The organism is Streptomyces sp. NBC_00385 (genome assembly GCF_035917155.1).
In the GTDB taxonomy this organism is placed as follows: Bacteria; Actinomycetota; Actinomycetes; order Streptomycetales; family Streptomycetaceae; genus Streptomyces; species Streptomyces poriferorum.
Window position 1 is genome coordinate 5,840,305 of record NZ_CP107951.1, and the last position, 25,059, is coordinate 5,865,363.

Below are 25,059 nucleotides of genomic sequence, written 5' to 3' on the forward strand. Positions count from 1 at the left end.
GGAGGGAGACCGTTACTGAACAAACCGGTTTCAGTGCACGCTTGTGACGGCCCTAAACTGTGGGGCGTGACCGAGAACGCAGCGCAGCAGCCAGCCAGCATCCCCGAACTGCCGACCCAGTACACGCCGGCCGAGGTAGAGGGGAAGCTGTACGAGCGCTGGGTAGAACGCGGTTACTTCGAGGCGGACGAGAACAGCGACAAGCCGCCGTACTCCATCGTCATCCCGCCGCCCAACGTCACCGGATCCCTGCACCTGGGACACGCCTTCGAGCACACGCTGATCGACGCCCTGGTCCGCCGCAAGCGGATGCAGGGGTTCGAGGCGCTCTACCAGCCGGGCATGGACCATGCCGGCATCGCCACCCAGAACGTCGTCGAGCGCGAGCTCGCCAAGGAGGGCAAGTCCCGCCACGACCTGGGCCGTGAGGCCTTCGTCGAGCGCGTCTGGCAGTGGAAGAACGAGTCCGGCGGCCAGATCTCCGGCCAGATGCGCCGTCTCGGCGAGGGCGTCGACTGGTCCCGTGAGCGCTTCACCATGGACGAGGGCCTGTCCAAGGCCGTCCAGACCGTCTTCAAGCAGATGTACGACGACGAGCTGATCTACCGTGCCGAGCGCATCATCAACTGGTGCCCGCGCTGTCTCACCGCGATCTCGGACATCGAGGTCGAGTACCAGGAGGACGACGGCGAGCTCGTCTCCATGCAGTACGGCGAGGGCGACGAGACGATCGTCGTCGCCACCACCCGCGCCGAGACGATGCTCGGTGACACCGCGGTCGCCGTCCACCCCGACGACGAGCGCTACAAGCACCTGGTCGGCAAGCAGATCAAGCTGCCGCTGACCGACCGCACCATCCCGGTCGTCGCCGACCACCACGTCGACCCCGCGTTCGGCACCGGCGCCGTCAAGGTGACCCCGGCGCACGACCCGAACGACTTCGAGATCGGCAAGCGCCACGACCTGCCGTTCCTCACGGTCCTCGACGAGCGCGCCGTCATCACGGCCCCCGGCCCCTTCCAGGGCCTGGACCGCCTGGAGGCCCGTTCCGCCATCGTCGCCGCCCTGCGCGCCGAGGGCCGGATCGTCGCCGAGAAGCGGCCGTACGTCCACTCCGTCGGCCACTGCTCGCGCTGCAAGACCACCATCGAGCCGCGCCTCTCCCTCCAGTGGTGGGTCAAGGTCGCCCCGCTCGCCAAGGCGGCCGGTGACGCCGTCCGTGACGGCAAGGTCAAGATCCACCCGCAGGAGATGGAGAAGCGGTACTTCGACTGGGTCGACAACCTCCACGACTGGTGCATCTCGCGCCAGCTCTGGTGGGGCCACCGCATCCCCGTCTGGTACGGCCCGAACGGCGAGGTCGTCTGCGTCGGACCGGACGACGAGGCGCCCACCGGGGACGGCTGGACCCAGGACAGCGATGTCCTGGACACCTGGTTCTCCTCCGGCCTGTGGCCCTTCTCCACGCTCGGCTGGCCCGAACGGACCGACAGCCTCGCGAAGTTCTACCCGAACTCCGTCATGGTCACCGGCTACGACATCCTGTTCTTCTGGGTCGCCCGGATGATGATGTTCGGCCTGTACGTCAACGACGGCGTCCCGCCGTTCGGGACGATCGTCCTGCACGGCATGGTCCGCGACGAGCACGGCAAGAAGATGTCGAAGTCCTTCGGCAACGTGGTCAACCCGCTGGACTGGATGGACAAGTACGGCTCCGACGCGCTCCGTTTCACCCTGGCGCGCGGTGCCAACCCCGGCGTCGACGTCCCGATCGGCGAGGAGTGGGTCCAGGGTTCCGCCAAGTTCTCCAACAAGATCTGGAACGCCACCCGCTTCGCCCTGATGAACGGCGCGACGATCGAGGGCGAACTGCCGTCCGCCGACGAGATGTCGGTGACCGACCGCTGGATCCTGTCCCGGCTCAACAAGACGGTCGCCGAAGTCGACGCGTACTACGACGACTACCAGTTCTCCAAGCTCAGCGAATCGCTCCGGCACTTCGCCTGGGACGAGGTCTTCGACTGGTACCTCGAGCTGTCCAAGACCACGTTCTTCGGCGGCGGCCGCCCGGCCGAGGTTTCCGGCCGGGTCCTGGGCGAGGTCCTCGACGTGATGCTGCGCCTGCTGCACCCCGTCGTCCCGTTCGTCACGGAGGCCCTCTGGACCGCCCTCACCGGCCGCGAGTCCGTCGTCATCGCCGACTGGCCCAAGGACAGCGGCTTCCGCGACGACGCGGCCGAGAAGGAGATCGAGCTCGTCCAGCAGGTCGTCACCGAGGTCCGCCGCTTCCGCAACGACCAGGGTCTCCAGCCCGGCCAGAAGGTCCCGGCCGAGCTGACCCTCACCGGCACGCCGCTCGCCCCGCACGAGGCGGCCATCCGCCAGCTCGCACGGCTCCAGCCGGCCGGCGACGGCTTCCACGCCACCGCGTCGCTGCCGGTCGCCGGAGCCACCGTTGCCCTCGACCTGTCCGGCACGATCGACGTCGGCGCCGAGCGCAAGCGCCTCACGAAGGACCTGGAGGCCGCGCAGAAGGAGAAGGCGCAGGCCACCGGCAAGCTCGGCAACGAGGCGTTCCTGGCCAAGGCCCCGGACAACGTGGTCGACAAGATCCGCGGCCGGCTCTCCAAGGCCGAGTCCGACATCGAGCGGATCACCGGCCAGCTGGCGTCCCTGCCGCAGGCCTGACACCGCGACGAAGCCCCCGTACCCCTCCCGCGAGGGGTACGGGGGCTTCCCCGTACCCGCGCCGCCGGGCGCTGCGCGCGATGTCCGTGCCGGTCCGTAGACTGGCCCCGTGAGTGAGCCCCGCCCTTCCGACCGGCACGACGCGTCCGACTCCGACGAGACCTTCGCGGAGATCGTCGACGAAGCGACCCAGCGCGACCCCGACCTGGCGGTGATCGAGGCCGGGAGCCGCACGCTGCGCGCCGCCTCCGGACCGCCCCAGGGCGACGAGGTCCCCGCCCGCCCCGCCGATCCGGAGGTGGACAAGGCACTGCGCGCGGTGGAGCAGGAGCTCGCCGGGCGCTGGGGCGAGACCAAGCTGGAGCCGTCCGTGGCGCGCATCGCCGCGCTGATGGACGTGCTCGGTGACCCGCAGCGCGCCTACCCCTCCATCCACATCACGGGGACCAACGGCAAGACGAGCACCGCCCGCATGATCGAGGCCCTGCTCGGCGCCTTCGACCTGCGTACCGGCCGCTACACCTCGCCGCACGTCCAGTCGATCACCGAGCGGATCAGCCTGGACGGCTCCCCGATGGACCCCGAGCGGTTCATCTCCACCTATGAGGACATCAAGCCGTACGTCGAGATGGTCGACGCACAGCAGCCCTACCGGCTCTCCTTCTTCGAGGTCCTCACCGGCATGGCGTACGCGGCCTTCGCCGACGCGCCGGTCGATGTCGCCGTCGTCGAGGTCGGCATGGGCGGCAGCTGGGACGCGACCAACGTGATCGACTCCACGGTCGCCGTCGTCACCCCCATCTCGCTGGACCACACCGACCGGCTGGGCTCCACACCGGGCGAGATCGCGGTGGAGAAGGCCGGGATCATCAAGCAGGGCGCGACGGTCATCCTCGCCCAGCAGCCCGTCGACGCCGCCCAGGTGATGCTGAAGAAGGCCGTCGAGGTCGATGCCACCGTGGCCCGCGAGGGCATGGAGTTCGGCGTCGTCTCCCGCGAGATCGCGGTCGGCGGCCAGCTCCTGACGCTGCGCGGCCTCGGCGGCGAGTACGAGAACATCTTCCTTCCGCTGTACGGCGCCCACCAGGCGCGCAACGCGGTGGTGGCGCTCTGCGCGGTCGAGGCGTTCTTCGGTATCGGTGCCGAGCAGACCGGATCGCTCGACGCCGACATCATCCGCAAGGCCTTCGCCTCGGTGATCTCGCCGGGCCGCCTCGAAGTGGTCCGCTCCAGCCCGACCGTCGTCCTGGACGCCGCGCACAACCCGGCAGGCGCCCTGGCCACCGCCGAGGGGCTCTCCGAGGCGTTCGGCTTCTCCCGGCTGATCGGTGTGGTCGGGGCCAGCGGCGACAAGGACGTGCGGGGGCTCCTGGAAGCCTTCGAGCCGATCTTCGCCGAGGTCGTCGTCACCCAGAACTCCAGCGGACGCGCGATGGACGCCGACGAGCTCGCGGCGGTCGCCGTCGAGGTCTTCGGCAACGACCGCGTCCAGGTCGAACCCCGGCTGGACGACGCGCTGGAGGCGGCGATCACCCTCGCCGAGGAAGAGGACGAGTACGCGGGCGCCGGGGTACTGGTGACCGGATCCGTGATCACGGTCGGCGAGGCCCGGCTGCTTCTGGGAAGGCGCTGACCCGACGTGCGTACGCTCTGTGCATCGACGCTGATCGGTGAGTTCTTCGTGATCGGGTTCGCCGGACTCGTCGCGATGAAGTCCGACGACCTGACATCGGCCACGGTCTGGACGGTCTGCGGCATCGGCATGCTGCTCTCCGTGCTGCTCTGCGGGATGCTCACCCGTCCGGGCGGCATACAGCTCGGCTGGGCGCTCCAGATCGCGCTGGTCGCCAGTGGCTTCGTCGTCCCGATGATGTTCGTCCTCGGCGTGGTCTTCGGCGGCCTGTGGTGGGCCTCCGTGCACTACGGCCGCAGGATCGACGAGGTGAAGGCCCGGTGGGCCGCACAGGAGGCGGCACAGGCGCCTGCCGGCAGCTGAGGAGCCGCCGGGCGGCCAAACCCGGCCGCCGGCCCGTCACCGTCCCCCTGTAACCTCGCCTCACCGCACCCGTATGCCTGCAAGGAGCCGCACATGACCCAGCGCACCCTCGTTCTTCTCAAGCCCGACGCCGTCCGTCGCGGTCTGGTCGGCGAGATCGTCGGCCGCATCGAGCGCAAGGCCGGCTGGAAGATCACGGCGCTGGAGCTCCGCACCCTCGACCGCGCCACGCTGGAACAGCACTACGCCGAGCACGTCGGCCGCCCGTTCTACGAGCCGCTCGTCGAGTTCATGCAGTCCGGTCCGATCGTCGCCCTGGTGGCCGAAGGCGAGCGGGTCATCGAGGGCGTCCGCGCCCTGGCCGGTCCCACCGACCCGATCGCCGCCGCGCCCGGATCGATCCGTGGCGACTTCGGCACGATCACCCGGGAGAACCTCATCCACGCCTCGGACTCCGAGGAGTCCGCAGAGCGAGAAATGAAGCTCTTCTTCCCGGGTCTTTCCTGATCCGCGATCAGCCGAACAGCGCTGATGACCTGGGGCGACCGAAGTAATTCGGTCGCCCTTCGGCATAGGGTCCCCGATCGCGGGAACGCATCCCTCCGACGTAACGTCACCATGAGTGGAACGGCCACCCGTTCTGCTCAGCATGGCGAAGGACCCTCGCGCTGTGTCGGCGTGTCCGGCACTACGATGGAAGCTTCCACGCCCGCAGCGCTCACCTCGCCTACCAGAACAAGCCATCGCTTTCGACTGGGAAGGCCCGACGCATCCTCATGGGGAACAAGGGGAACTCAATGTCGTTCATCGGCCGTGACATGGCTATCGACCTCGGGACTGCCAACACGCTGGTGTACGTCAGGGGGCGCGGCATCGTTCTGAACGAGCCGTCCGTCGTGGCCATCAACACCAACACCGGCGGCATCCTCGCGGTCGGCTCCGAGGCCAAGAAGATGATCGGCCGTACGCCGGGCAACATCGTTGCCGTACGGCCCCTGAAGGACGGCGTGATCGCCGACTTCGAGATCACGGAGCGGATGCTCCGCTACTTCATCCTGAAGATCCACAAGCGCCGCTACCTGGCCCGCCCGCGGGTCGTCGTCTGCGTGCCCTCCGGCATCACCGGGGTCGAGCGACGCGCCGTGATCGAGGCGTCGACGCAGGCCGGCGCGCGCCAGGTGCACATCATCGAGGAGCCCATGGCGGCGGCCATCGGCTCCGGCCTGCCGGTCCACGAGGCCACCGGCAACATGGTCGTCGACATCGGTGGCGGCACCACCGAGGTCGCGGTCATCTCGCTCGGCGGAATCGTCACTGCCCAGTCGATCCGGGTCGCCGGTGACGAACTGGACAACGCGATCATCCAGCACATCAAGAAGGAGTACTCGCTCCTGCTCGGTGAGCGCACCGCCGAACAGATCAAGATCACCATCGGTTCGGCGTTCGACCTGGAGAAGGACGAGCACACCGAGATCCGCGGCCGCGACCTCGTCTCGGGCCTGCCCAAGACCGTGGTCATCTCCGCCGCCGAGGTCCGCAAGGCGATCGAGGAGCCGGTCAACGCGATCGTCGACGCGGTCAAGACGACGCTGGACAAGTGCCCGCCGGAGCTCTCCGGCGACGTCATGGACCGCGGCATCGTCCTCACCGGCGGCGGCGCGCTGCTGCGCGGCCTCGACGAGCGGCTGCGCCACGAGACGGGCATGCCGATCCACATCGCCGAGGACCCGCTGGACTCCGTGGCGCTCGGCTCCGGCAAGTGCGTCGAGGAGTTCGAGGCGCTCCAGCAGGTGCTGGACGCCCAGCCCCGACGGTAGAAATTCCACGGCCCTCCGCGCGGACGCTGCCGCTCCGCGCGGAGGATCGTTGATATACAGGCACGAACATTCCTACGAGGAAGGCACGGCCGCCGCACGTGAGGGACACACGAGAGAGCCGGCTGCTCCTGGTGCTGCTGATCGCCATCGCATTCGCACTGATCACGGTGGACATCCGCGGCGGCGAGGAGTCACCGGTGGACGGCGCCCGGCAGGCCGCCGCCACCGTCTTCGGACCGGTGGAGAACGGCGTGGCGGCAGCGGTCGATCCGGTGGGCAACGCCATAGGGGCCGTACGCGCCTCCGGCACCCGCCACGACAAGATCACGGCGCTGGAGCAGGAGAACGCCGCGCTCAAGGTGAGGCTGGGCAGCGACGACCGCAACCGCAGCCGGGTCCGCGAGCTCGACAAGATGCTCAAGAAGTCGGACGCCGGCCAGTACGGCATCAAGGCCGCCGAGGTCATCGCCATAGGAGCGGCGCAGGGCTTCTCCTGGACGGTCACCATCGACGCCGGATCCAAGGACGGCCTCAAGCGCGACATGACCGTCCTCAACGGCGACGGACTCGTCGGCCGCGTCACCACCGTCGGCCCGGACACCGCCACGGTGCTCCTGGCCAACGACCCCGACTTCACCGTCGGCACCCGGATGGAGTCCACCGACGAACTCGGTTTCGCCACCGGCCAGGGCTCGCGCCCGCTGTCCGTCCAGTTCCTGAACGGCAAGGCCAAGGTCAAGAAGGGCGACCGCCTCGTCACGTTCGGCTCCAGCAAGGACAAGCCGTTCGTGCCCGGCGTCCCGGTCGGCGAGGTCGTCCGCGTCGACCCGTCCGGCGGCGACCTGACCCGTACCGTCTACGTCCGCCCGTTCGTCGGCTTCACCAAGCTCGACATCGTCGGCATCGTCGTCCAGGCACCGCGCGAGGACCCGCGCGACGCGGTCCTGCCGAAGAAGGCCGTCAAACCGGCCAAGCCGAAGCCCACCCCGACCGTCACCGTCACCATCTCGCCCAACGGCGACATCGTCGACACCAGCGGCAACGTGGTCGGGAACATCCACCAGAGCACGAGTCCCAGCGGCAGCCCGGACCCGAACCCCAGCGGGAACGCCACACCGAACGCCGACAACGCGGTAAACGAACAGAGGTAGAGCTGATCCCCATGCGCGTCAACCGGACTCTGCTCTCCATCGTTCTGGTCGTGATCGCCCTCGTCGTCCAGGTATCCGTACTCGCCCGGCTCCAGCTCCCCGGCGCCGTACCCGACCTGCTGCTCATGGTCGTCCTCGGACTGGCCTTCGTGTACGGGCACGTCAGCGGGGCCCTCATCGGCTTCGGCGCGGGTCTCCTCGCCGACCTGGCACCCCCGGCCGACCACGCCGCCGGACGCTACGCCCTGGTGCTCTGCGTCATCGGCTACCTCGCCGGACTGGCCAGGCCCGAGAACGGCCAGCTCAAGTCCGCCTTCCTCCCGATGGCCGTGGTCGTCGCGGCGGCGATCGGATCGACGCTGCTCTACGCGGGCGTCGGCGCCCTCGTCGGCGACACGGCGGCCCGCCATGTGGGCCTCGGCAGCCTGCTGTTCACCGCGGCCGTCTACGACCTGCTCCTCGCGCCGTTCACCGTCCCGCTGATCATGGCCCTCGCCAGACGCACCGTGAACGACCCGCTGACCGAGTCCTCCTCCGGCCGCGGCGACGTCGCGGCCGGCTGGCTCGCCGCGGGCACCGGGCTGCGGATCGGCAGCCAGCGCGGCGGACTGCGCGTCAAGGCCGCCCGCAACCGGGCCGCGCGCGCCGGACGGATCAAGGGAGTCAAGCGACTGTGAGGCCGCAATCCTCCGGGGGCAGCCCCCGTACCACCGGCCCGACCACCACCGGGGGCGCCCCGTGACCAACATCCCCGAGACGGGACGGACCCAGCGGGTCCAGATCCGCCTCATCGTCATCCAGGTCCTCGTCTTCTCCCTGCTGCTCACCCTCGGCGGCCGCCTCTGGTACCTCCAGATCCGCAACGGCCAGGAGTACTCCGACGAGGCGAAGAACAACCACGTCCAGCAGGTCGTCCAGCCCGCCGCCCGCGGCTCCATCCTCGACGCCCGCGGCGTACCCCTCGCCGACAACGAGACCCGCCTCGTCGTCTCCGCCAGCCGCACCGAACTGCTGAAGATGGACGACGACGGCGAAAGCGTCCTGACCCGGCTCGCCGGCGTCCTCGGCATGAAGCCCAAGGACGTCATCGACAAGGTCCGGCTCTGCGACGCGAAGACCCCCCAGCCCTGCTGGAACGGCTCGCCCTACCAGCCGATCCCGGTCACCGACGAGGCCACCACCCAGCAGGCCCTCCAGATCCGTGAACGCGCGGAGGACTTCCCCGGCATCACCGCCGAGCCCACCGCCGTCCGCCGCTACGCCGCACCGGGCAAGGCCAACACCGCCCAGGTCCTCGGCTACCTCTCACCCGTCACCGACGACGAGATCACCAAGGCCCAGGACAGCGACTCGCCCTACCTCCGCTCCGACCAGGTCGGCCGCTCCGGCCTGGAGCGCACGTACGACAAGGAGCTGCGCGGCAAGGCGGGCGTCACCCGCTACGAGGTCGACAACCTCGGCCGGGTCATCGGCCAGGCGAAGAACGACGAGGCGGAGCCCGGTGCCAGCGTCGTCACCTCCATCGACGCCCGCGTCCAGGCCGTCGCCGAGTACGAGCTCAACCAGGCCATGAAGGTGGCCCGTACCGAGTTCGACACCAACACCGGCGAGAACTACAAGGCCGACTCCGGCGCCGTCGTCGTCATGGAGGCCAAGACCGGCCGGGTCGTCTCCATGGCCTCCCTGCCCAACTACGACCCCAACGCCTGGGTCGGCGGCATCTCCGCCAAGGACTACGCCAAGCTCACCGGAAAGAACTCCAACTTCCCGCTGCTGAACCGGGCCATCCAGGGCCAGGCCGCCCCCGGCTCCATCTTCAAGGTCATCTCCTCCACCGCAGCGGTCAACGCCGGATACCCCTTCGACGGCAACTACCCCTGCCCCAGCTCGTACTCCATCGGCGGCCAGACCTTCAAGAACTTCGAGTCCCAGGGCTACGGCAGCATCACCATCGGCCGCGCCCTCGAAGTCTCCTGCGACACCGTGTACTACGGCCTCGCGCACAAGGAGTGGCAGAAGGACGGCGGGAACAACCCCAAGAAGAACGCCAACGACTGGTTCTACAAGACCGCCCACCAGTTCGGCCTCGGCAAGGAGACCGGCATCGACCTCCCCAACGAGGTCAGCGGCCGCGTCCCGGACCGTGAGTGGAAGAAGAACTTCGCCAAGGCCAACCACGACGCCTGGTGCAAGCAGGGCAAGAAGGGCGGCACGTACGTCGAGCAGATCGCGTACGAGAACTGCCTCGAAGGCGACAAGATGCGCGCCGGTGACTCCGTCAACTACTCGATCGGCCAGGGCGACACCCTCGTCACCCCGATCCAGATGGCCACCATCTACGCGGCCATCTCCAACGGCGGCACCCTCTACGACCCCACCGTCGGCAAGGCGATCGTCAGCGGCGACGGCAAGACCGTCCAGGAGATCGAGCCGAAGTCGCACGGCAAGCTCCCCTTCACCAAGAAGACGCGCAACGAAATAGACGAAGCCCTCGCGGGTGTCGCGACCCGCGGCTCCGCCGCCTGGCGATTCGGCGGCTGGCCGCAGGACGAGATCCCGATGCACGCCAAGACGGGTACGGCCGAGGTCTACGGCAAGCAGACGACCTCCTGGTTCGCCACGTACACCAAGGACTACTCGATCGTCATGACGATCTCCCAGGGCGGTACGGGCTCCGGAGCATCCGGGCCCGCCGTCCGCAACATCTACAACGCCCTCTACGGCCTCGACGCCTCGGGCAAGCAGGACCTCAAGAAGGCCCTGCTGCCGACCCCGCAGAAGTCGCTGCCGAAGATCCAGACGGACGGCACCATCGACTCCCCGAAGATCAAGCCGTACGACCCGAACTCGCAGAAGCCGGCGACCGAGCAGACGCTCGCCGCGGTCCTGGGGAGGCGTGACTGATGGCAGGCTTCTCCGTCCCGCGCTACGGCCCCGAGCGGTCCGGCTGGGGCCGGCTCATGGCCCGCGACTCGGTCGTGCGCCGCCTCGACTGGCCCCTGCTCGGCTCGGCCATCGCCCTCTCGTTCATCGGCTCGCTGCTCGTCTGGTCGGCGACCCGCGGACGTGACTCGCTCACCCACGGCGACCCGTACTACTTCCTCTTCCGCCACGCCCTCAACACCGGCATCGGCTTCGCCCTGATGATCGGCACCATCTGGCTCGGCCACCGGACCCTGCGCGGTGCGGTGCCGATCCTGTACGGGTTGTCCGTGCTCCTCGTGATGGCGGTGCTCACCCCGCTGGGCGCCACCGTCAACGGCGCCCACGCCTGGATCCTGCTGCCCGGCGGCTTCTCCCTCCAGCCCTCCGAATTCACCAAGATCACCATCATCCTCGGCATGGCGATGCTGCTCGCCGCCCGCGTCGACGCCGGCGACCAGCTGCACCCCGACCACCGGACCGTCGCCAAGGCCCTCGGGCTGGCCGCGCTCCCGATGGCCGTCGTCATGGGCATGCCGGACCTCGGCTCCGTGATGGTCATGGTCGTCATCGTGCTCGGCGTGCTGCTGGCCTCGGGCGCCTCGAACCGCTGGGTCTTCGGGATCCTCGGGGCAGGCGCCGCCGGAGCCGTCGCCATCTGGCAGCTCGGACTCCTCGACGACTACCAGATCGCCCGGTTCGCCGCCTTCGCCAACCCCGCCCTCGACCCCGCCGGCGTCGGCTACAACACCAACCAGGCCCGGATCGCGATCGGCTCCGGCGGCCTCTCCGGCACCGGCCTCTTCCAGGGCACCCAGACCACGGGTCAGTTCGTCCCCGAGCAGCAGACCGACTTCGTCTTCACGGTCGCCGGTGAGGAACTCGGCTTCCTCGGCGCCGGACTGATCCTGGTCCTGCTCGGCGTCGTCCTGTGGCGCGCCTGCCGCATCGCCCGCGAGACCACCGAGCTGTACGGCACGGTCGTCGCCGCGGGCATCATCGCCTGGTTCGCCTTCCAGGCCTTCGAGAACATCGGCATGACGCTCGGCATCATGCCGGTCGCCGGACTGCCCCTGCCGTTCGTCTCCTACGGAGGCTCCTCGATGTTCGCCGTCTGGGTAGCCATCGGACTGCTCCAGTCGATCAGGGTCCAACGGCCGATAACGGCCTGAGCCGTTGTGGGACCACTGCCCATCCGCGTCCATCACGTCTAGATTCGATGCATGGCGGACGTGAAGCGCGAGATCGAGCGGAAGTACGAAGCCACTGGTGACGCCCGGCTGCCCGACCTGACGCGGGTGGCCGGAGTCGCCGCCGTGGACCACCGGGGTGTCATCGAACTCGACGCCGTCTACTACGACACCGATGACCTCCGGCTCGCCGCCGACAGCATCACCCTGCGCCGCCGCGCCGGCGGCGCCGACGCCGGCTGGCACCTCAAGTTCCCGGTCGCCTCCGGCATCCGTGACGAGATCAGGGCCCCGCTCTCCGACACCCTGCCCGAGGACCTGGCCGGCCTCGTCCGCTCCCGGGTCCGCGACACCGCCCTCGTCCCCGTGGTCCGGCTCCGGTCGGCCCGCGACGTCCACGTGCTGAACGGCCCGGACGGTGAACCGCTCGCCGAGCTCACTGTCGACGCGGTCCGGGCCCAGCGGCTGCACGGCGGCGACCGCGCCACCGCCTGGACCGAGATCGAGGCCGAACTCGCCGACGACGGAGACCCCGCGTTCCTCGACGCCGTCGAGCGCCGGCTGCACAAGGCAGGGATACGGCCCTCCGCGTCCCACTCCAAACTCGCCCGGGCCCTGGCCGAGACGTCCCCGAAGAGGAAACGGCAGCGGGAACACGCCGCGCCCCCGCGCACCGCGGGCGACCACGTCCTCGCCTACGTACGCGAACAGATCACCGACATCGTCGCCCTCGACCCTGCCGTGCGCCGGGGCCTGCCCGACTCCGTGCACCGGATGCGGGTCGCCACCCGCAGGCTCCGCAGCACCTTCCGCACCTACCGCAAGGTCCTCGACCGCGCGGTCACCGACCCCGTCGGCGCCGAGCTGAAGTGGCTGGCGGCGGAACTCGGCGTCGACCGCGACCAGGAGGTCCTCGACACCCGGCTGCGTACCCGCCTCGACGCACTGCCCCGCACCCTGGTCCTCGGTCCGGTCCGGGCCCGGCTGCGGATCTGGTCCACGGCCCGCCGCAGCGGCTCCCGCCGCCGCACCGTCGCCATGCTGGACGGCGCCCGCTACCTCGCACTGCTGGGGACCCTGCACGCGCTCCTCGCCGACCCGCCCCTGCTGCCCGCGGCCGCCGGCCCGCCGGGCAAGGCGTTCACCCGTGCCGCGCACAAGAACCACGAACGCCTCGCCGCCCGTATCGCACACGCCCTGGAACACCCGCCGGGCCCGGACCGCGACTCCGCCCTGCACGACGCCCGCAAAGCGGCGAAACGCGCACGGTACGCGGCGGAGGCGGCCCGCCCCGCGCTCGGGAAACCGGCCCGGAAGTCCGCCAAGCGGCTGAAGGCCGTCCAGAGCGTCCTCGGCGACCACCAGGACAGCGTCGTCGCCCGCGACGCCCTGCGCACCCTCGCCGTCCAGGCCCACGCGGCGGGGGAGTCCTCGTTCACCTGGGGCCTGCTGCACGGACAGGAGGAGGCGACGGCCGCGGCACGGGAGCGGGAACTTCCCGGGGTCTGGGCCAGGGCCCGCAAGGCGGAGATCCGGTCGGCGTCCGGAGGCTGAGCGGCGCGGTACGCTGGATGGTCACCCCTGCCAGCTCTCGAAAGTTCGCGATGTCTGTCGATTCGGTCTTCCCACAGCTCGAAGCTCTGCTCCCGCATGTGCAGAAGCCCATCCAGTACGTCGGCGGTGAGCTGAACTCCACCGTCAAACCGTGGGACGAATGCGACGTCCGCTGGGCCCTCATGTACCCGGACGCCTACGAGGTCGGGCTCCCCAACCAGGGCGTCATGATCCTTTACGAGGTACTCAACGAGCGCCAGGGCGTCCTCGCCGAGCGCACCTACAGCGTCTGGCCGGACCTCGAAGCGCTGATGCGCGAGCACAAGGTGCCGCAGTTCACCGTGGACGGCCACCGCCCGGTCAAGGCGTTCGACGTCTTCGGGCTGAGCTTCTCCACCGAGCTCGGCTACACCAACATGCTCACCGCCCTGGACCTGGCCGGCATCCCGCTCTCCGCCAAGGACCGCGGCCTCGACGACCCGATCGTGCTCGCCGGCGGCCACGCCGCGTTCAACCCCGAACCGATCGCGGAGTTCATCGACTGCGCGGTCATCGGCGACGGCGAGCAGGCGGTCCTGGAGATCACCGAGATCATCCGCGCCTGGAAGGCCGAGGGTCGCCCCGGAGGCCGCGAGGAGGTGCTGTTCCGTCTCGCGAGGACCGGTGGCGTCTACGTCCCCGGCTTCTACGACGTCGAGTACCTCCCGGACGGCCGCATCGGCCGCGTCGTACCGAACAAGTCGGGCGTGCCGTGGCGGGTGTCGAAGCACACCGTCATGGACCTCGACGAGTGGCCCTACCCCAAGCAGCCCCTCGTCCCGCTCGCCGAGACCGTCCACGAGCGGATGTCCGTGGAGATCTTCCGCGGTTGCACCCGCGGCTGCCGTTTCTGCCAGGCCGGCATGATCACGCGCCCCGTGCGGGAGCGAAGCATCACCGGCATCGGCGACATGGTGGAGAAGGGCCTCAAGGCGACGGGCTTCGAGGAGGTGGGCCTGCTCTCGCTCTCCTCCGCGGACCACACCGAGATCGGTGAGATCGCCAAGGGCCTCGCGGACCGGTACACCGAGGACAAGATCGGCCTCTCGCTGCCCTCCACCCGCGTCGACGCGTTCAACGTGGACCTGGCCAACGAGCTGACCCGCAACGGCCGCCGCTCCGGTCTCACCTTCGCCCCCGAGGGCGGCTCCGAGCGCATGCGCAAGGTCATCAACAAGATGGTCTCGGAGGAGGACCTGATCCGTACGGTCTCCACCGCGTACGGCAACGGCTGGCGACAGGTGAAGCTGTACTTCATGTGCGGCCTGCCCACCGAGACCGACGAGGACGTCCTCCAGATCGGCGACATGGCGGTCAAGGTGATCGCCAAGGGCCGTGAGGTGTCCGGGCAGAACGACATCCGCTGCACCGTCTCCATCGGCGGCTTCGTCCCCAAGCCGCACACGCCGTTCCAGTGGGCGCCGCAGCTCAGCGCCGAGGAGACCGACGCCCGGCTGACCAAGCTCCGCGACAAGATCCGCGGTGACAAGAAGTACGGCCGCTCGATCGGCTTCCGCTACCACGACGGCAAGCCCGGCATCGTCGAGGGCCTGCTCTCCCGCGGCGACCGCCGCGTCGGCTCCGTCATCCGCGCCGTCTACGAGGCCGGCGGCCGCTTCGACGGCTGGCGCGAGTACTTCAGCTACGACCTGTGGATGAAGAGCGCCGAGAAGACGCTGCCCGACTTCGGTGTGGACGTCGACTGGTACACCACCCGCGAGAGGACGTACGAGGAGGTCCTGCCCTGGGACCACCTGGACTCCGGTCTCGACAAGGACTGGCTCTGGGAGGACTGGCAGGACTCGCTCGACGAGACCGAGGTCGAGGACTGCCGCTGGACGCCGTGCTTCGACTGCGGGGTGTGCCCTCAGATGGACACGAGCATCCAGATCGGCCCGACGGGCAAGAAGCTCCTGCCTCTGACGGTCGTGAAGTGAGCGGCCGTCAGTGAGGTGACACCGCCCGGCTTCTGACGGGTGACAGCTCGGTGACGAAGGTCCGGTCGGGGAAACCCCCGACCGGACCTTCGCGTCATGACGTGCATGGAATACGGAAAGCACCAGGCACCCGCGCGGTACGAGAGCGGCGACGGCTGCCTCACCACGCTCGTCAGGATTCCGGTGAGGATCGTCGTCCTCGTTCTCGTCCTGCCGGTGCGGATGGTCTGGGACGCCCTCGTCGCGGGTGCCCGTGCCGCCGACCGGATTCTGCTGCGCCCGCTGGGGCGCGCGCTGGCGTGGCTCCTCGAGGTGCTGGTCGTGATTCCTGCCCGTTGGCTGTACGCCCAGGTGCTGACGCCACTCGGACATGGACTGCGGTGGCTGGCCATGGCGGTGTTCGTGTGGCCGTGGGTCGCGCTGTGGCGGTACGTGGTGGTGCCTGGTGCGCGGTACGGGATCGTGGTGCCGGTCACCTGGCTGTACGCGCACGTGCTCACCCCGGTCGGGCACGGGCTGCGGTGGGTGCGGCGGGCGCTTCTGAACCCGGCCGGACGGGGGATCGCCACCGCGGTGAAGTGGCTGCTCACCGCCGTGCTCGTCATGCCCGTGGTCCTGCTGTGGCGCTACGTCCTCAAGCCGCTGGGGCTGGCCGCCGCCTGGCTGGTGGAGCACCTGATCGTGCTCCCGCTGGCGTGGACGTACCGGGAACTGCTCACCCCGCTGGGCCACGGCATCGCCTGGCTCCTCGATCTGCTGGTCCGCGGCATCGGGGCCGGCTGCCAGGGGCTGTGGGCCGGGGTCCGGTGGCTGGTCATGGTGCTGCTCGTCATCCCGGTGGTCTGGGTGTACCGGCGGATCCTGGCCCCCGTCGGCCGGGAGATCGCTGCCGCGTTCGGCGTCGCCTGGCGGGTCGCCGGGTTTGTCTCGCGGGCCGTCGGCCGGGCGCTGGCGTGGCTGGCATGGCACCTGGTCGGGGCGCCGGTGGCCTGGGCCTACCGCACGGTGTGCACCCCGGTCGGGCACTTCCTGCGCGACGCGGTCTTCGCACCGGCGGGGCGCGCTGCCCTGGCGGTGGGGCGGACGGCCCGGCTGACGTTGCGCACGGCCCGCGAGACCGTCCGGCAGGCCAGGCGCGATGCCTGGCGGGCGCTGGTCGGCGGGACCCGTGAACCCGAGCCCCGGGAACGTGGAAGCGTCCTTGCGCGTACTCTGGGTAGTACAACGACTGTGCCCAGCGCGGCGCCCGAACCAGAGATCTCCCTGCGGAACGAGAAATCCGTCCAGCAGGGGTGAGCCGGACCGGACACCCCCGGGCCACCCGTATTTCGAGGGCGGCGTGCCACCGCGTCCGCTCCGCACCGAGGAGAAGAACCACTGGGCAAGCGACAGCCCGAAGGCCCGCCGCCCGCACCGGCAGTGCAGCGCATCCGACTGCGCTACACCAAGCGCGGCCGCCTCCGGTTCACCAGTCATCGAGACTTCCAGCGTGCCTTCGAGCGGGCGCTGCGCCGCTCCGAGGTGCCCATGGCCTACTCGGCGGGCTTCACCCCGCACCCCAAGGTGTCGTACGCCAACGCCGCACCCACCGGCACGGGCAGCGAGGCCGAGTTCCTGGAGATCGCTCTCACCGAGGCCCGTGATCCGGGCACGCTGCGCGAGCTCCTCAACGACTCGCTGCCGGACGGCCTGGACATCACCGACGCCGTCGAGGCCCGCACCTCGGGTCTCGCCGACCGGCTCACCGCCTCCATCTGGGAGATGCGGCTGAACGGGGTCGCCGTTGAGGACGCCGAAAAGGCCGTCGCCGCGTTCAACGCGGCCGAGACCGTCGAGGTCGAGCGCCGTACGAAGAACGGCATCCGCAGCTTCGACGCCCGGTCCGCCGTCGTCGACCTGCAGGCCCTTGATCATCAGCCTGATAGGCCCGGGGACAAGGCCTGTGCGATACTGCGGCTGGTTGTTCGGCACGTGACACCTGCCGTTCGGCCTGACGACGTCCTGTCCGGTCTTCGCGTTGTGGCCGACCTGGCGCCGCCGGTCCCCGCAGCGGTGACCAGGCTGGCGCAGGGGCTCTTCGACGAGGAGTCCGGCACGGTGACCGACCCGCTCGCGCCCGACCGCGAGGCAGCCCCGGCCGTTCTACCCACGGCCACCGGGACCGCCGTCGCGACGGCGCCTGAAGGTGCAGGTTCCGCGTAAGGCGGTCGTTGTAGCGCAGCCCTCGGACTCGGGAGCCACCTGGGCCGGGCCGCGCGCTGACCCATAAGACTTTCGCCAGGCCGTGCGCACACCGCGCAGGGAACCGGCGAGCCAGACATTCAGCCCCCGTGCGGCGCCCGCGCCCCGGACGGCGGTACCGCGTACCTCATGCGGACCGTGCCGGACCGGAATCAGACGCGGCGCCCGGGAGCCCGACGGGAGAACCGCCCGCATGCCTCAGCCCACCGAACCCGGCACGGCCGGGAACGCAGAAGACAGCAACACCCCCGGGGACAAGCTGCCGCCGCGCCGCAGGCGCCGCGCGGCATCCCGCCCGGCGGGCCCGCCGACCGCGGGCGTACAGGCCGGAGCCGAGGCTTCGGCCATACCGGCCGTTGACGCCGGAGTGTCGGAGACCAGCACCGAGAGCGCCGCCGAGGCCGCGCCGCCCGTCCGCGCGCGCCGCCGCGCCGTCCGTAAGGCGACCGCGCCTGCCGGTGCGCCGCAGGCCGCCGAGACCGTGGAGGTCGTGGAGCCGGTTGTCGCGGCTGCCGAGCCGGTCGAGGAAGAGGTCGTGGAGCAGGTCGAGGCGCCGCGTGCGCGTCGTCGTGCGTCCCGTAAGGCGACCGCGCCTGCCGGTGCGCCGCAGGCCGCCGAGACCGTGGAGGTCGTGGAGCCGGTTGTCGCGGCTGCCGAGCCGGTCGAGGAAGAGGTCGTGGAGCAGGTCGAGGCCCCGCGTGCGCGTCGTCGTGCGTCCCGTAAGGCGACCGCGCCTGCCGGTGCGCCGCAGGCCGCCGAGGTGGCCGAGATCGTCGAGGAGGCCGTCGCGGCCGAGGCCGTCGAGCCCGCCGTGACCGAGCCCGCCGTGACCGAGGCGCCGCGTGGCCGTACCCGGCGCAGGGCCTCCGCCCCCGCCGGTGCGCCGCAGGCCGCCCGGACCGAAGCCGTCGTGGAGCCGGTTGTCGCGGCTGCAGAGCCGGCCGAGCCCGTCGAGGAAGAGGCCGCGGAGCCGGTCGAGGCCCCGCGTGGCCGCCGCCGTGCCTCCCGCAAGGCGACCTCTCCCGCGGGTGCCCCGCAGGTCACGGAAGCCGTCGAGGAGCGCAACGGGAACCAGACGGGCGAGAGCCTGCCCGAGGCAGCCGTGGAGGAACTGGCCGCCGAGACCGCCGAGGTCGAGGAGGCCGCCCCGCGCGGCCGTCAGCGTCGCCGCGCCACCGCGGCCGCGGGCCGGCCCGAGTTCACCGGCAAGGTCGAGGAGCCCGCGCGCAGGAGCCGCCGGGCGGAGCGCCCCGCCGTCGCCGTGTTCCAGGCGCCGGTCTTCGCCGAGCCGATGTTCCAGACCCCGGAGACCGCTGCCGCCGCAGCCGCCGCCCAGCCCCCCGTCGCGCACGACGAGGAGCTCGAGGACGAGACCGTGACGACGGAGGAGCAGACCACCGCCCCCGCCGAGCCGGCCGCCCCCGCCGAGGCCGCGCCGCAGGGCGGTTCGCGCCGCCGTCGCCGTCGCCGCGGTGAGGCCGCCGAGGCCGAGCCCGTCGCCGCGTCCGCCCCGGCCGCCGCTCCGGTCCAGGAGCAGACCGAGGACGAGCACGAGCCGTCGAACGAGAGCGACGCCGAGCAGGACGGGGAGGAGACCGACGAGTACGGCGACCGCCCGTCGCGCCGCCGTCGTCGCGGAGGCCGCCGCCGCCGCCGTGGCGAGTCCGCCGAGGACGACGCCGCCGAGCAGCACGCCGACGACTCCGCCGACCACGCCGAGGACGAGCACGAGCCTGCTCAGGAGTCCGAGGACGAGGGCGACGACGAGCAGGACGACAACGACTCCGGTGCCTCCGGATCGAGCAGCAGCCGCCGTCGCCGGCGCCGGCGTCGCCGCAGCGGTGACTCCTCGTCCGACGCCGAGAACGGCACGGACGACCCGGAGCGTACGGTCGTCAAGGTCCGTGAGCCCCGCAAGAAGGAGGCCGAGCGCGAGCCCGGCACCGGCTTCGACGAGGTCCAGTCCATCAAGGGCTCGACCCGTATGGAGGCGAAGAAGCAGCGCCGCCGTGAGGGACGCGAGCAGGGCCGCCGCCGGGTGCCGATCATCACCGAGGCGGAGTTCCTCGCCCGTCGCGAGGCCGTCGAGCGCGTCATGGTCGTCCGCCAGAACGGTGAGCGCACCCAGATCGGCGTCCTCGAGGACAACGTGCTCGTCGAGCACTACGTCAACAAGGAGCAGGCCACCAGCTACGTCGGCAACGTCTACCTGGGCAAGGTCCAGAACGTCCTGCCGTCGATGGAGGCCGCCTTCGTCGACATCGGCAAGGGCCGCAACGCCGTCCTGTACGCCGGTGAGGTCAACTTCGAGGCGCTCGGCATGGCCCACGGGCCGCGCCGTATCGAGACCGCGCTCAAGTCCGGCCAGTCCGTCCTCGTCCAGGTGACGAAGGACCCGATCGGCCACAAGGGCGCCCGCCTGACCAGCCAGGTCTCGCTGCCCGGCCGCTACCTGGTCTACGTGCCCGAGGGCTCGATGACGGGGATCAGCCGCAAGCTGCCCGACACCGAGCGCGCCCGGCTCAAGACCATCCTCAAGAAGATCGTTCCCGAGGACGCGGGCGTCATCGTCCGCACCGCCGCGGAGGGCGCGAGCGAGGACGAGCTGCGCCGTGACGTGGAGCGGCTGCAGCAGCAGTGGGAGGACATCCAGAAGAAGTCGAAGAGCAGCGGCAGCTCCAACGCGCCGACGCTTCTCTACGGCGAGCCGGACATGACCGTCCGGGTCGTCCGCGACATCTTCAACGAGGACTTCTCCAAGGTCATCGTCAGCGGTGACGACGCGTGGGAGACGATCTACGGCTACGTCTCGCACGTGGCGCCCGACCTGACGGACCGGCTGTCGCGGTGGACCTCCGAGGTCGACATCTTCGCGACGTACCGGATCGACGAGCAGCTCATGAAGGCGCTGGACCGCAAGGTCTACCTGCCGAGCGGCGGCTCACTGGTGATCGACAAGACCGAGGCGATGGTCGTCGTCGACGTCAACACCGGCAAGTTCACCGGTCAGGGCGGCAACCTCGAGGAGACCGTCACCAAGAACAACCTGGAGGCGGCCGAGGAGATCGTGCGCCAGCTGCGGCTGCGCGACCTCGGCGGCATCGTCGTCGTCGACTTCATCGACATGGTGCTGGAGTCCAACCGGGACCTGGTGCTGCGGCGCCTGCTGGAGTGCCTGGGACGCGACCGTACGAAGCACCAGGTCGCCGAGGTCACCTCGCTCGGCCTGGTGCAGATGACCCGTAAGCGGGTCGGCCAGGGTCTGCTGGAGTCCTTCTCCGAGACCTGTGTCCACTGCAACGGGCGCGGCGTGATCGTGCACATGGAGCAGCCCACCTCGATCGGTGGCGGCGGCAGCGGCAAGCGTTCGAAGAAGCGCCGCGGCGGCTCGGGCCAGGACCACGAGCACGACCACGAGCACGTCTCCGAGACGGACACCGACGTCGAGACCGAGGCGGAGGTGGCCGCGGAGATCGCCGCTCCGCTGGCGCTTCCCGAGCCGGAGTTCGTCCCGGACGAGGAGCTGTACAGCAGTCCGGCCGAGGCCGAGGCGGCAGCCGGGCGCGGCCGTGGCCGTCGCCGGGCCACGCGTAAGGCGACGGCCCCGGCCGGCGCCCCCCGGTCCGCGTCCGCCCCGGCCCCGGTGGCCGAGCCGGTCGTGACGCCGGAGCCCGTGGTGGAGCCGGAGCCGGTCGCCGAGGCCCCCGTTGCCGAGGCTCCGGCCGAGGCGCCGCAGGGCCGTACGCGCCGTCGGGCGACCCGTAAGGCGACCGCCCCGGCGGGTTCGCCGGCCCCGGCCGCCGAGCCCGTCCCGGTCGTCGAGCCGGCCCCGGCCGCCGAGCCCGCCGCTGTCGCCGAGGAGCCGGTGTCCGACGCCGACCCGGTCGCCGCGGAGGACCCGGTCGTCGAGGCGCCGCACGTCGAGGCCCCCGCCGAGGAGCCGGCCGCACCGCCGCGTGCCCGGCGCCGGGTGACCCGTAAGGTCACCGCACCCGCGGGTTCCCCCGCAGGTGCCGAGGAGGCCGCGGTCGTCGTGGTGACGGGCGCCGAGCCGGAGTCCGCCCCCGAGGCCGACGCCGAACCGGCACCGGCCAAGAAGGCGGCCCGCAAGACCGCGAAGAAGGCCACGGCCAAGAAGGCGGCCGTCAAGAAGACGGCGGCCAAGAAGACCGTCGCCAAGAAGACGACGGCCAAGAAGGCGGCCAAGAAGACGGTGGCGGCCGAGCAGTCGTCGACCACCGTCACGGCTGCGGCCGACGAGGCCTGACCCACCCGGGGCCCGTGCCTGACCGGCACGGGCCCCGGCACCGCGCGCGACGCAGTCGGGCCGGTCCCTCCACGGGGCCGGCCGGCTGCGTTCCGGCGCCCGGCCGGTCCCCGTAACCCCACACGGAAGCTCTTCCCACATGCACAAGATCCAGAAGGCCGTCATACCTGCCGCCGGGCTCGGTACCCGGTTCCTGCCGGCGACGAAGGCGACTCCCAAGGAGATGCTTCCGGTCGTCGACAAGCCGGCGATCCAGTACGTCGTGGAGGAGGCCGCTGCCGCGGGGCTCAACGACGTGCTCATGATCACCGGGCGCAACAAGCGTGCCCTGGAGGACCACTTCGACCGGAACTACGAGCTGGAGTCGGCGCTGACCCGCAAGGGCGACGACGAACGGCTGGTCCGGGTCCAGGAGTCCAGCGAACTGGCGACCATGCACTACGTCCGGCAGGGCGACCCGAAGGGCCTCGGCCACGCCGTCCTGTGCGCGGAGCCGCACGTCGGTTCCGAGCCCTTCGCCGTCCTGCTCGGCGACGACCTGATCGACCCGCGCGATCCGCTGCTGGCCCGCATGACCGAGATCCAGGAGCGTGAGGGCGGCAGCGTCGTCGCGCTGATGGAGGTCGCTCCCGAGCAGATCCATCTGTACGGATGCGCCGCCGTGGAGGCCACGCCCGAGGGCGACGTCGTCCGGGTCACCGGACTGGTCGAGAAGCCGGAGGCGGGCGATGCCCCGAGCAATCTCGCCGTGATCGGACGCTATGTCCTGGACCCGGCCGTCTTCGGCGTGCTGCGGGACACGGAGCCGGGCCGGGGCGGCGAGATCCAGCTGACCGACGCACTGCAGCAGCTGGCCGCCGACGAGAAGCTCGGCGGTCCGGTGCACGGTGTCGTCTTCCGGGGCCGCCGGTACGACACCGGTGACCGGGGCGACTATCTGCGGGCCATTGTCAGGCTCGCCTGCGAGCGCGAGGACCTGGGGCCCGACTTCCGGACCTGGCTGCGCGACTTCGTGGCCACCGAGCTCTGAGAGGCTGTCGGGTGACCTGCGATCGGGCGGCCACGCCCTGGCACGCACGCTTCCCGCGTTGCCGAAATGCCCGAGTAGCTCCGCTACTAGGACATCCCGGCGCCTTGGAATCGCACGCACCGGACCGCGTCCGCTTTCCGATCGCAGGTCACCCGGCAGCCTCTGAGCCACGGCTGCCCCACACACCCCATCCCAGACACCCGCACCGCACCAAGGACCAAGGAGAACCCTCATGATCGGCATGATTCTGGCGGCCGGCGCAGGCCGTCGTCTGCGCCCCTACACCGACACGCTTCCCAAGGCCCTGGTGCCGGTCGGTCCCGAGGGGGACGAGGAGAGCCTGACCGTCGTCGACCTGACGCTCGGCAACTTCGCCGAGGTCGGCCTGACCGACGTCGCCATCATCGTGGGCTACCGCAAGGAGGCCCTGTACGAGCGCAAGGCCGCCCTCGAGGCGAAGTACGGCGTGACCCTCACGCTGATCGACAACGACAAGGCCGAGGAGTGGAACAACGCCTACTCCCTCTGGTGCGGCCGTGACGCCCTCAAGGACGGCGTGATCCTCGCCAACGGCGACACCGTGCACCCCGTCTCCGTCGAGAAGACGCTGCTCGCCGCCCGCGGCGAGGGCAAGAAGATCATCCTCGCCCTCGACACGGTGAAGCAGCTGGCGGACGAGGAGATGAAGGTCGTCGTCGACCCCGGCAAGGGCGTTCAGCGGATCACCAAGCTGATGGACCCCGCCGAGGCCACCGGTGAGTACATCGGTGTCACCCTCATCGAGGGCGACGCGGCCGAGGAGCTGGCCGACGCGCTGAAGACGACCTTCGAGCGTGACCCGGACCTCTACTACGAGGACGGCTACCAGGAGCTCGTCAACCGCGGCTTCAAGGTCGACGTGGAGCCGATCGGCGACGTCAAGTGGGTCGAGATCGACAACCACGAGGACCTGGCCAAGGGCAGGACCATCGCGTGCCAGTACTGACCCGGCTGATCCCCGCACCGGTCGTCGTCGACATCCGGGCCGGCGCTCTGTCCGATCTGGCGGGTGTCCTCGCCGATCAGCGGATCTCCGGCTCGGGCAAACTGGCGATCGCGATCAGCGGGGGTTCCGGACGGGCGCTGCGCGAGCGGCTCTCGGACAGCCTGCCGGGTGCTTCCTGGTTCGAGGTGGGCGGCGGCACGCTGGATGACGCCGTCAAGCTCGCCGAGGCCATGAAGTCCGGCCGGTACGACGCCGTCGTCGGGCTCGGCGGCGGCAAGATCATCGACTGTGCGAAGTTCGCCGCGGCGCGGGTCGGGCTGCCGCTGGTCGCCGTGGCGACGAACCTGTCCCACGACGGTCTGTGCTCACCGGTGGCCACGCTGGACAACGACGCGGGCCGCGGCTCGTACGGTGTCCCGAACCCGATCGCCGTCGTCATCGACCTCGACATCATCCGTGAGGCACCGGTCCGCTTCGTGCGGTCCGGGATCGGTGACGCGCTCTCGAACATCTCCGCCGTCGCGGACTGGGAGCTCGCCCACCGGGTCAACGGGGAGGACATCGACGGACTGGCCGCCGCGATGGCCCGGCAGGCCGGCGAGGCCGTGTTGCGCCATCCCGGATCCCTGGGTGACGACGGCTTCCTCCAGGTGCTGGCCGAGGGGCTGGTGCTGACCGGCATCTCGATGTCGGTGGCGGGGGACAGCCGTCCCGCCTCGGGCGCCTGCCACGAGATCAACCACGCCTTCGACCTGCTCTTCCCCCAGCGGGCCGCGAGCCACGGTGAGCAGTGCGGCCTGGGCGCGGCGTTCGCGATGTACCTGCGGGGCGCGCGCCAGGAGTCGGTACGGATGGCCGGGGCGCTGCGGCGCCACGGCCTGCCGGTCACGGCGGAGGAGATGGGGTTCAGTGCGGAGGAGTTCGTCCAGGTGGTCGGCTTCGCCCCCCGGACCAGGCCGGGCCGCTACACGATCCTGGAGCATCTGGACCTGTCCCCGGACGGGATCCGGGACGCCTACGCGGAGTACGTCGGGGCCATCGAGGTCTGAGGCCGGGCCCCGGAAGGGGGCCCGGTTTGACCGGGCTGTACAGGTCCCCGTAATCTTGACCGTCGGCGTTTGTTTCGCCACACCTCTGAGCACTGACCTCCCGCTCGTTCGGGAGAGGCCGCTCGTCCAATCCGGATCATCACGGGTCCCCGGACCCGTGTGAGCGGCTGGCTTCAGGGGTTTCGTCTTCGAG

General features: G+C 70.5%; 17 protein-coding genes. All 17 read left to right on the forward strand.

Annotation, left to right across the window (positions count from 1 at the left end):
• Nucleotides 1-66: 66 nt before the first annotated feature.
• The 17 genes from OG959_RS26125 to OG959_RS26205 all read left to right on the forward strand — a co-directional run bounded on the left by OG959_RS26125 (nt 67) and on the right by OG959_RS26205 (nt 24,866).
• A complete protein-coding gene (locus OG959_RS26125; RefSeq protein WP_326662254.1) occupies nt 67-2,688 on the forward strand; it encodes a valine--tRNA ligase in 2,622 nt (873 codons plus the stop codon).
• A gap of 109 nt (nt 2,689-2,797) precedes the next feature.
• The gene (gene folC / locus OG959_RS26130) at nt 2,798-4,321 is read left to right on the forward strand and encodes a bifunctional tetrahydrofolate synthase/dihydrofolate synthase (RefSeq protein ID WP_326662255.1); all 1,524 of its coding nucleotides are present in this window, start codon (nt 2,798-2,800) and stop codon (nt 4,319-4,321) included.
• Between the two features lie 6 nt (nt 4,322-4,327).
• The gene (locus OG959_RS26135) at nt 4,328-4,684 is read left to right on the forward strand and encodes a DUF4233 domain-containing protein (RefSeq protein ID WP_326662257.1); all 357 of its coding nucleotides are present in this window, start codon (nt 4,328-4,330) and stop codon (nt 4,682-4,684) included.
• Between the two features lie 93 nt (nt 4,685-4,777).
• On the forward strand, nt 4,778-5,191 hold the full coding sequence (gene ndk, locus OG959_RS26140) for a nucleoside-diphosphate kinase (protein WP_018103190.1): 414 nt from the start codon (nt 4,778-4,780) through the stop codon (nt 5,189-5,191).
• A gap of 290 nt (nt 5,192-5,481) precedes the next feature.
• Complete coding sequence (locus tag OG959_RS26145) at nt 5,482-6,501, forward strand: rod shape-determining protein (protein WP_148018678.1); 1,020 nt, start codon at nt 5,482-5,484, stop codon at nt 6,499-6,501.
• Nucleotides 6,502-6,599: 98 nt separating this feature from the next.
• Entirely contained in the window at nt 6,600-7,652 is a 1,053-nt protein-coding gene (mreC, locus tag OG959_RS26150; RefSeq protein WP_326662262.1) for a rod shape-determining protein MreC, read from the forward strand.
• Nucleotides 7,653-7,663: 11 nt separating this feature from the next.
• Nucleotides 7,664-8,329: a rod shape-determining protein MreD gene (gene mreD, locus OG959_RS26155; protein ID WP_219569623.1), complete on the forward strand. Its 666-nt coding sequence runs from the start codon at nt 7,664-7,666 to the stop codon at nt 8,327-8,329.
• Nucleotides 8,330-8,390: 61 nt separating this feature from the next.
• The gene (mrdA, locus tag OG959_RS26160; RefSeq protein ID WP_326662264.1) at nt 8,391-10,556 is read left to right on the forward strand and encodes a penicillin-binding protein 2; all 2,166 of its coding nucleotides are present in this window, start codon (nt 8,391-8,393) and stop codon (nt 10,554-10,556) included.
• On the forward strand, nt 10,556-11,746 hold the full coding sequence (gene rodA / locus OG959_RS26165; RefSeq protein WP_326662266.1) for a rod shape-determining protein RodA: 1,191 nt from the start codon (nt 10,556-10,558) through the stop codon (nt 11,744-11,746). Before mrdA ends, rodA begins: the two co-directional genes overlap by 1 nt.
• A gap of 51 nt (nt 11,747-11,797) precedes the next feature.
• Complete coding sequence (locus OG959_RS26170) at nt 11,798-13,318, forward strand: CYTH and CHAD domain-containing protein (protein ID WP_326662268.1); 1,521 nt, start codon at nt 11,798-11,800, stop codon at nt 13,316-13,318.
• A gap of 50 nt (nt 13,319-13,368) precedes the next feature.
• Nucleotides 13,369-15,294: a TIGR03960 family B12-binding radical SAM protein gene (locus tag OG959_RS26175; RefSeq protein WP_148018672.1), complete on the forward strand. Its 1,926-nt coding sequence runs from the start codon at nt 13,369-13,371 to the stop codon at nt 15,292-15,294.
• A gap of 105 nt (nt 15,295-15,399) precedes the next feature.
• Nucleotides 15,400-16,590: a hypothetical protein gene (locus tag OG959_RS26180; protein ID WP_326666614.1), complete on the forward strand. Its 1,191-nt coding sequence runs from the start codon at nt 15,400-15,402 to the stop codon at nt 16,588-16,590.
• Between the two features lie 123 nt (nt 16,591-16,713).
• Nucleotides 16,714-17,496, forward strand: coding sequence for a TIGR03936 family radical SAM-associated protein (locus OG959_RS26185; protein ID WP_219569606.1), 783 nt, complete (start codon nt 16,714-16,716; stop codon nt 17,494-17,496).
• A gap of 232 nt (nt 17,497-17,728) precedes the next feature.
• Nucleotides 17,729-21,802, forward strand: a complete 4,074-nt coding sequence (locus OG959_RS26190) for an Rne/Rng family ribonuclease (protein ID WP_326662273.1) — start codon at nt 17,729-17,731, stop codon at nt 21,800-21,802.
• A 139-nt stretch (nt 21,803-21,941) separates the two neighbouring features.
• Nucleotides 21,942-22,832: a UTP--glucose-1-phosphate uridylyltransferase GalU gene (gene galU, locus OG959_RS26195; RefSeq protein ID WP_326662275.1), complete on the forward strand. Its 891-nt coding sequence runs from the start codon at nt 21,942-21,944 to the stop codon at nt 22,830-22,832.
• Nucleotides 22,833-23,064: 232 nt separating this feature from the next.
• A complete protein-coding gene (locus OG959_RS26200) occupies nt 23,065-23,817 on the forward strand; it encodes a phosphocholine cytidylyltransferase family protein (RefSeq protein WP_326662277.1) in 753 nt (250 codons plus the stop codon).
• Entirely contained in the window at nt 23,805-24,866 is a 1,062-nt protein-coding gene (locus OG959_RS26205) for an iron-containing alcohol dehydrogenase family protein (RefSeq protein ID WP_326662278.1), read from the forward strand. The genes OG959_RS26200 and OG959_RS26205 overlap by 13 nt, the downstream gene beginning before the upstream one ends.
• Nucleotides 24,867-25,059: the final 193 nt, after the last annotated feature.

Excerpts from the sequence above, each read along its gene's own strand:
- rodA (WP_326662266.1), top strand. The coding sequence starts at position 10,556 with ATGGCAGGCTTCTCCGTCCCGCGCTACGGCCCCGAGCGGTCCGGCTGG.
- OG959_RS26170 (WP_326662268.1), top strand. The coding sequence starts at position 11,798 with ATGGCGGACGTGAAGCGCGAGATCGAGCGGAAGTACGAAGCCACTGGT.
- OG959_RS26190 (WP_326662273.1), top strand. The coding sequence starts at position 17,729 with ATGCCTCAGCCCACCGAACCCGGCACGGCCGGGAACGCAGAAGACAGC.
- galU (WP_326662275.1), top strand. The coding sequence starts at position 21,942 with ATGCACAAGATCCAGAAGGCCGTCATACCTGCCGCCGGGCTCGGTACC.
- OG959_RS26145 (WP_148018678.1), top strand. The coding sequence starts at position 5,482 with ATGTCGTTCATCGGCCGTGACATGGCTATCGACCTCGGGACTGCCAAC.
- OG959_RS26200 (WP_326662277.1), top strand. The coding sequence starts at position 23,065 with ATGATCGGCATGATTCTGGCGGCCGGCGCAGGCCGTCGTCTGCGCCCC.
- ndk (WP_018103190.1), top strand. The coding sequence starts at position 4,778 with ATGACCCAGCGCACCCTCGTTCTTCTCAAGCCCGACGCCGTCCGTCGC.
- OG959_RS26180 (WP_326666614.1), top strand. The coding sequence starts at position 15,400 with ATGGAATACGGAAAGCACCAGGCACCCGCGCGGTACGAGAGCGGCGAC.
- mreD (WP_219569623.1), top strand. The coding sequence starts at position 7,664 with ATGCGCGTCAACCGGACTCTGCTCTCCATCGTTCTGGTCGTGATCGCC.
- OG959_RS26175 (WP_148018672.1), top strand. The coding sequence starts at position 13,369 with ATGTCTGTCGATTCGGTCTTCCCACAGCTCGAAGCTCTGCTCCCGCAT.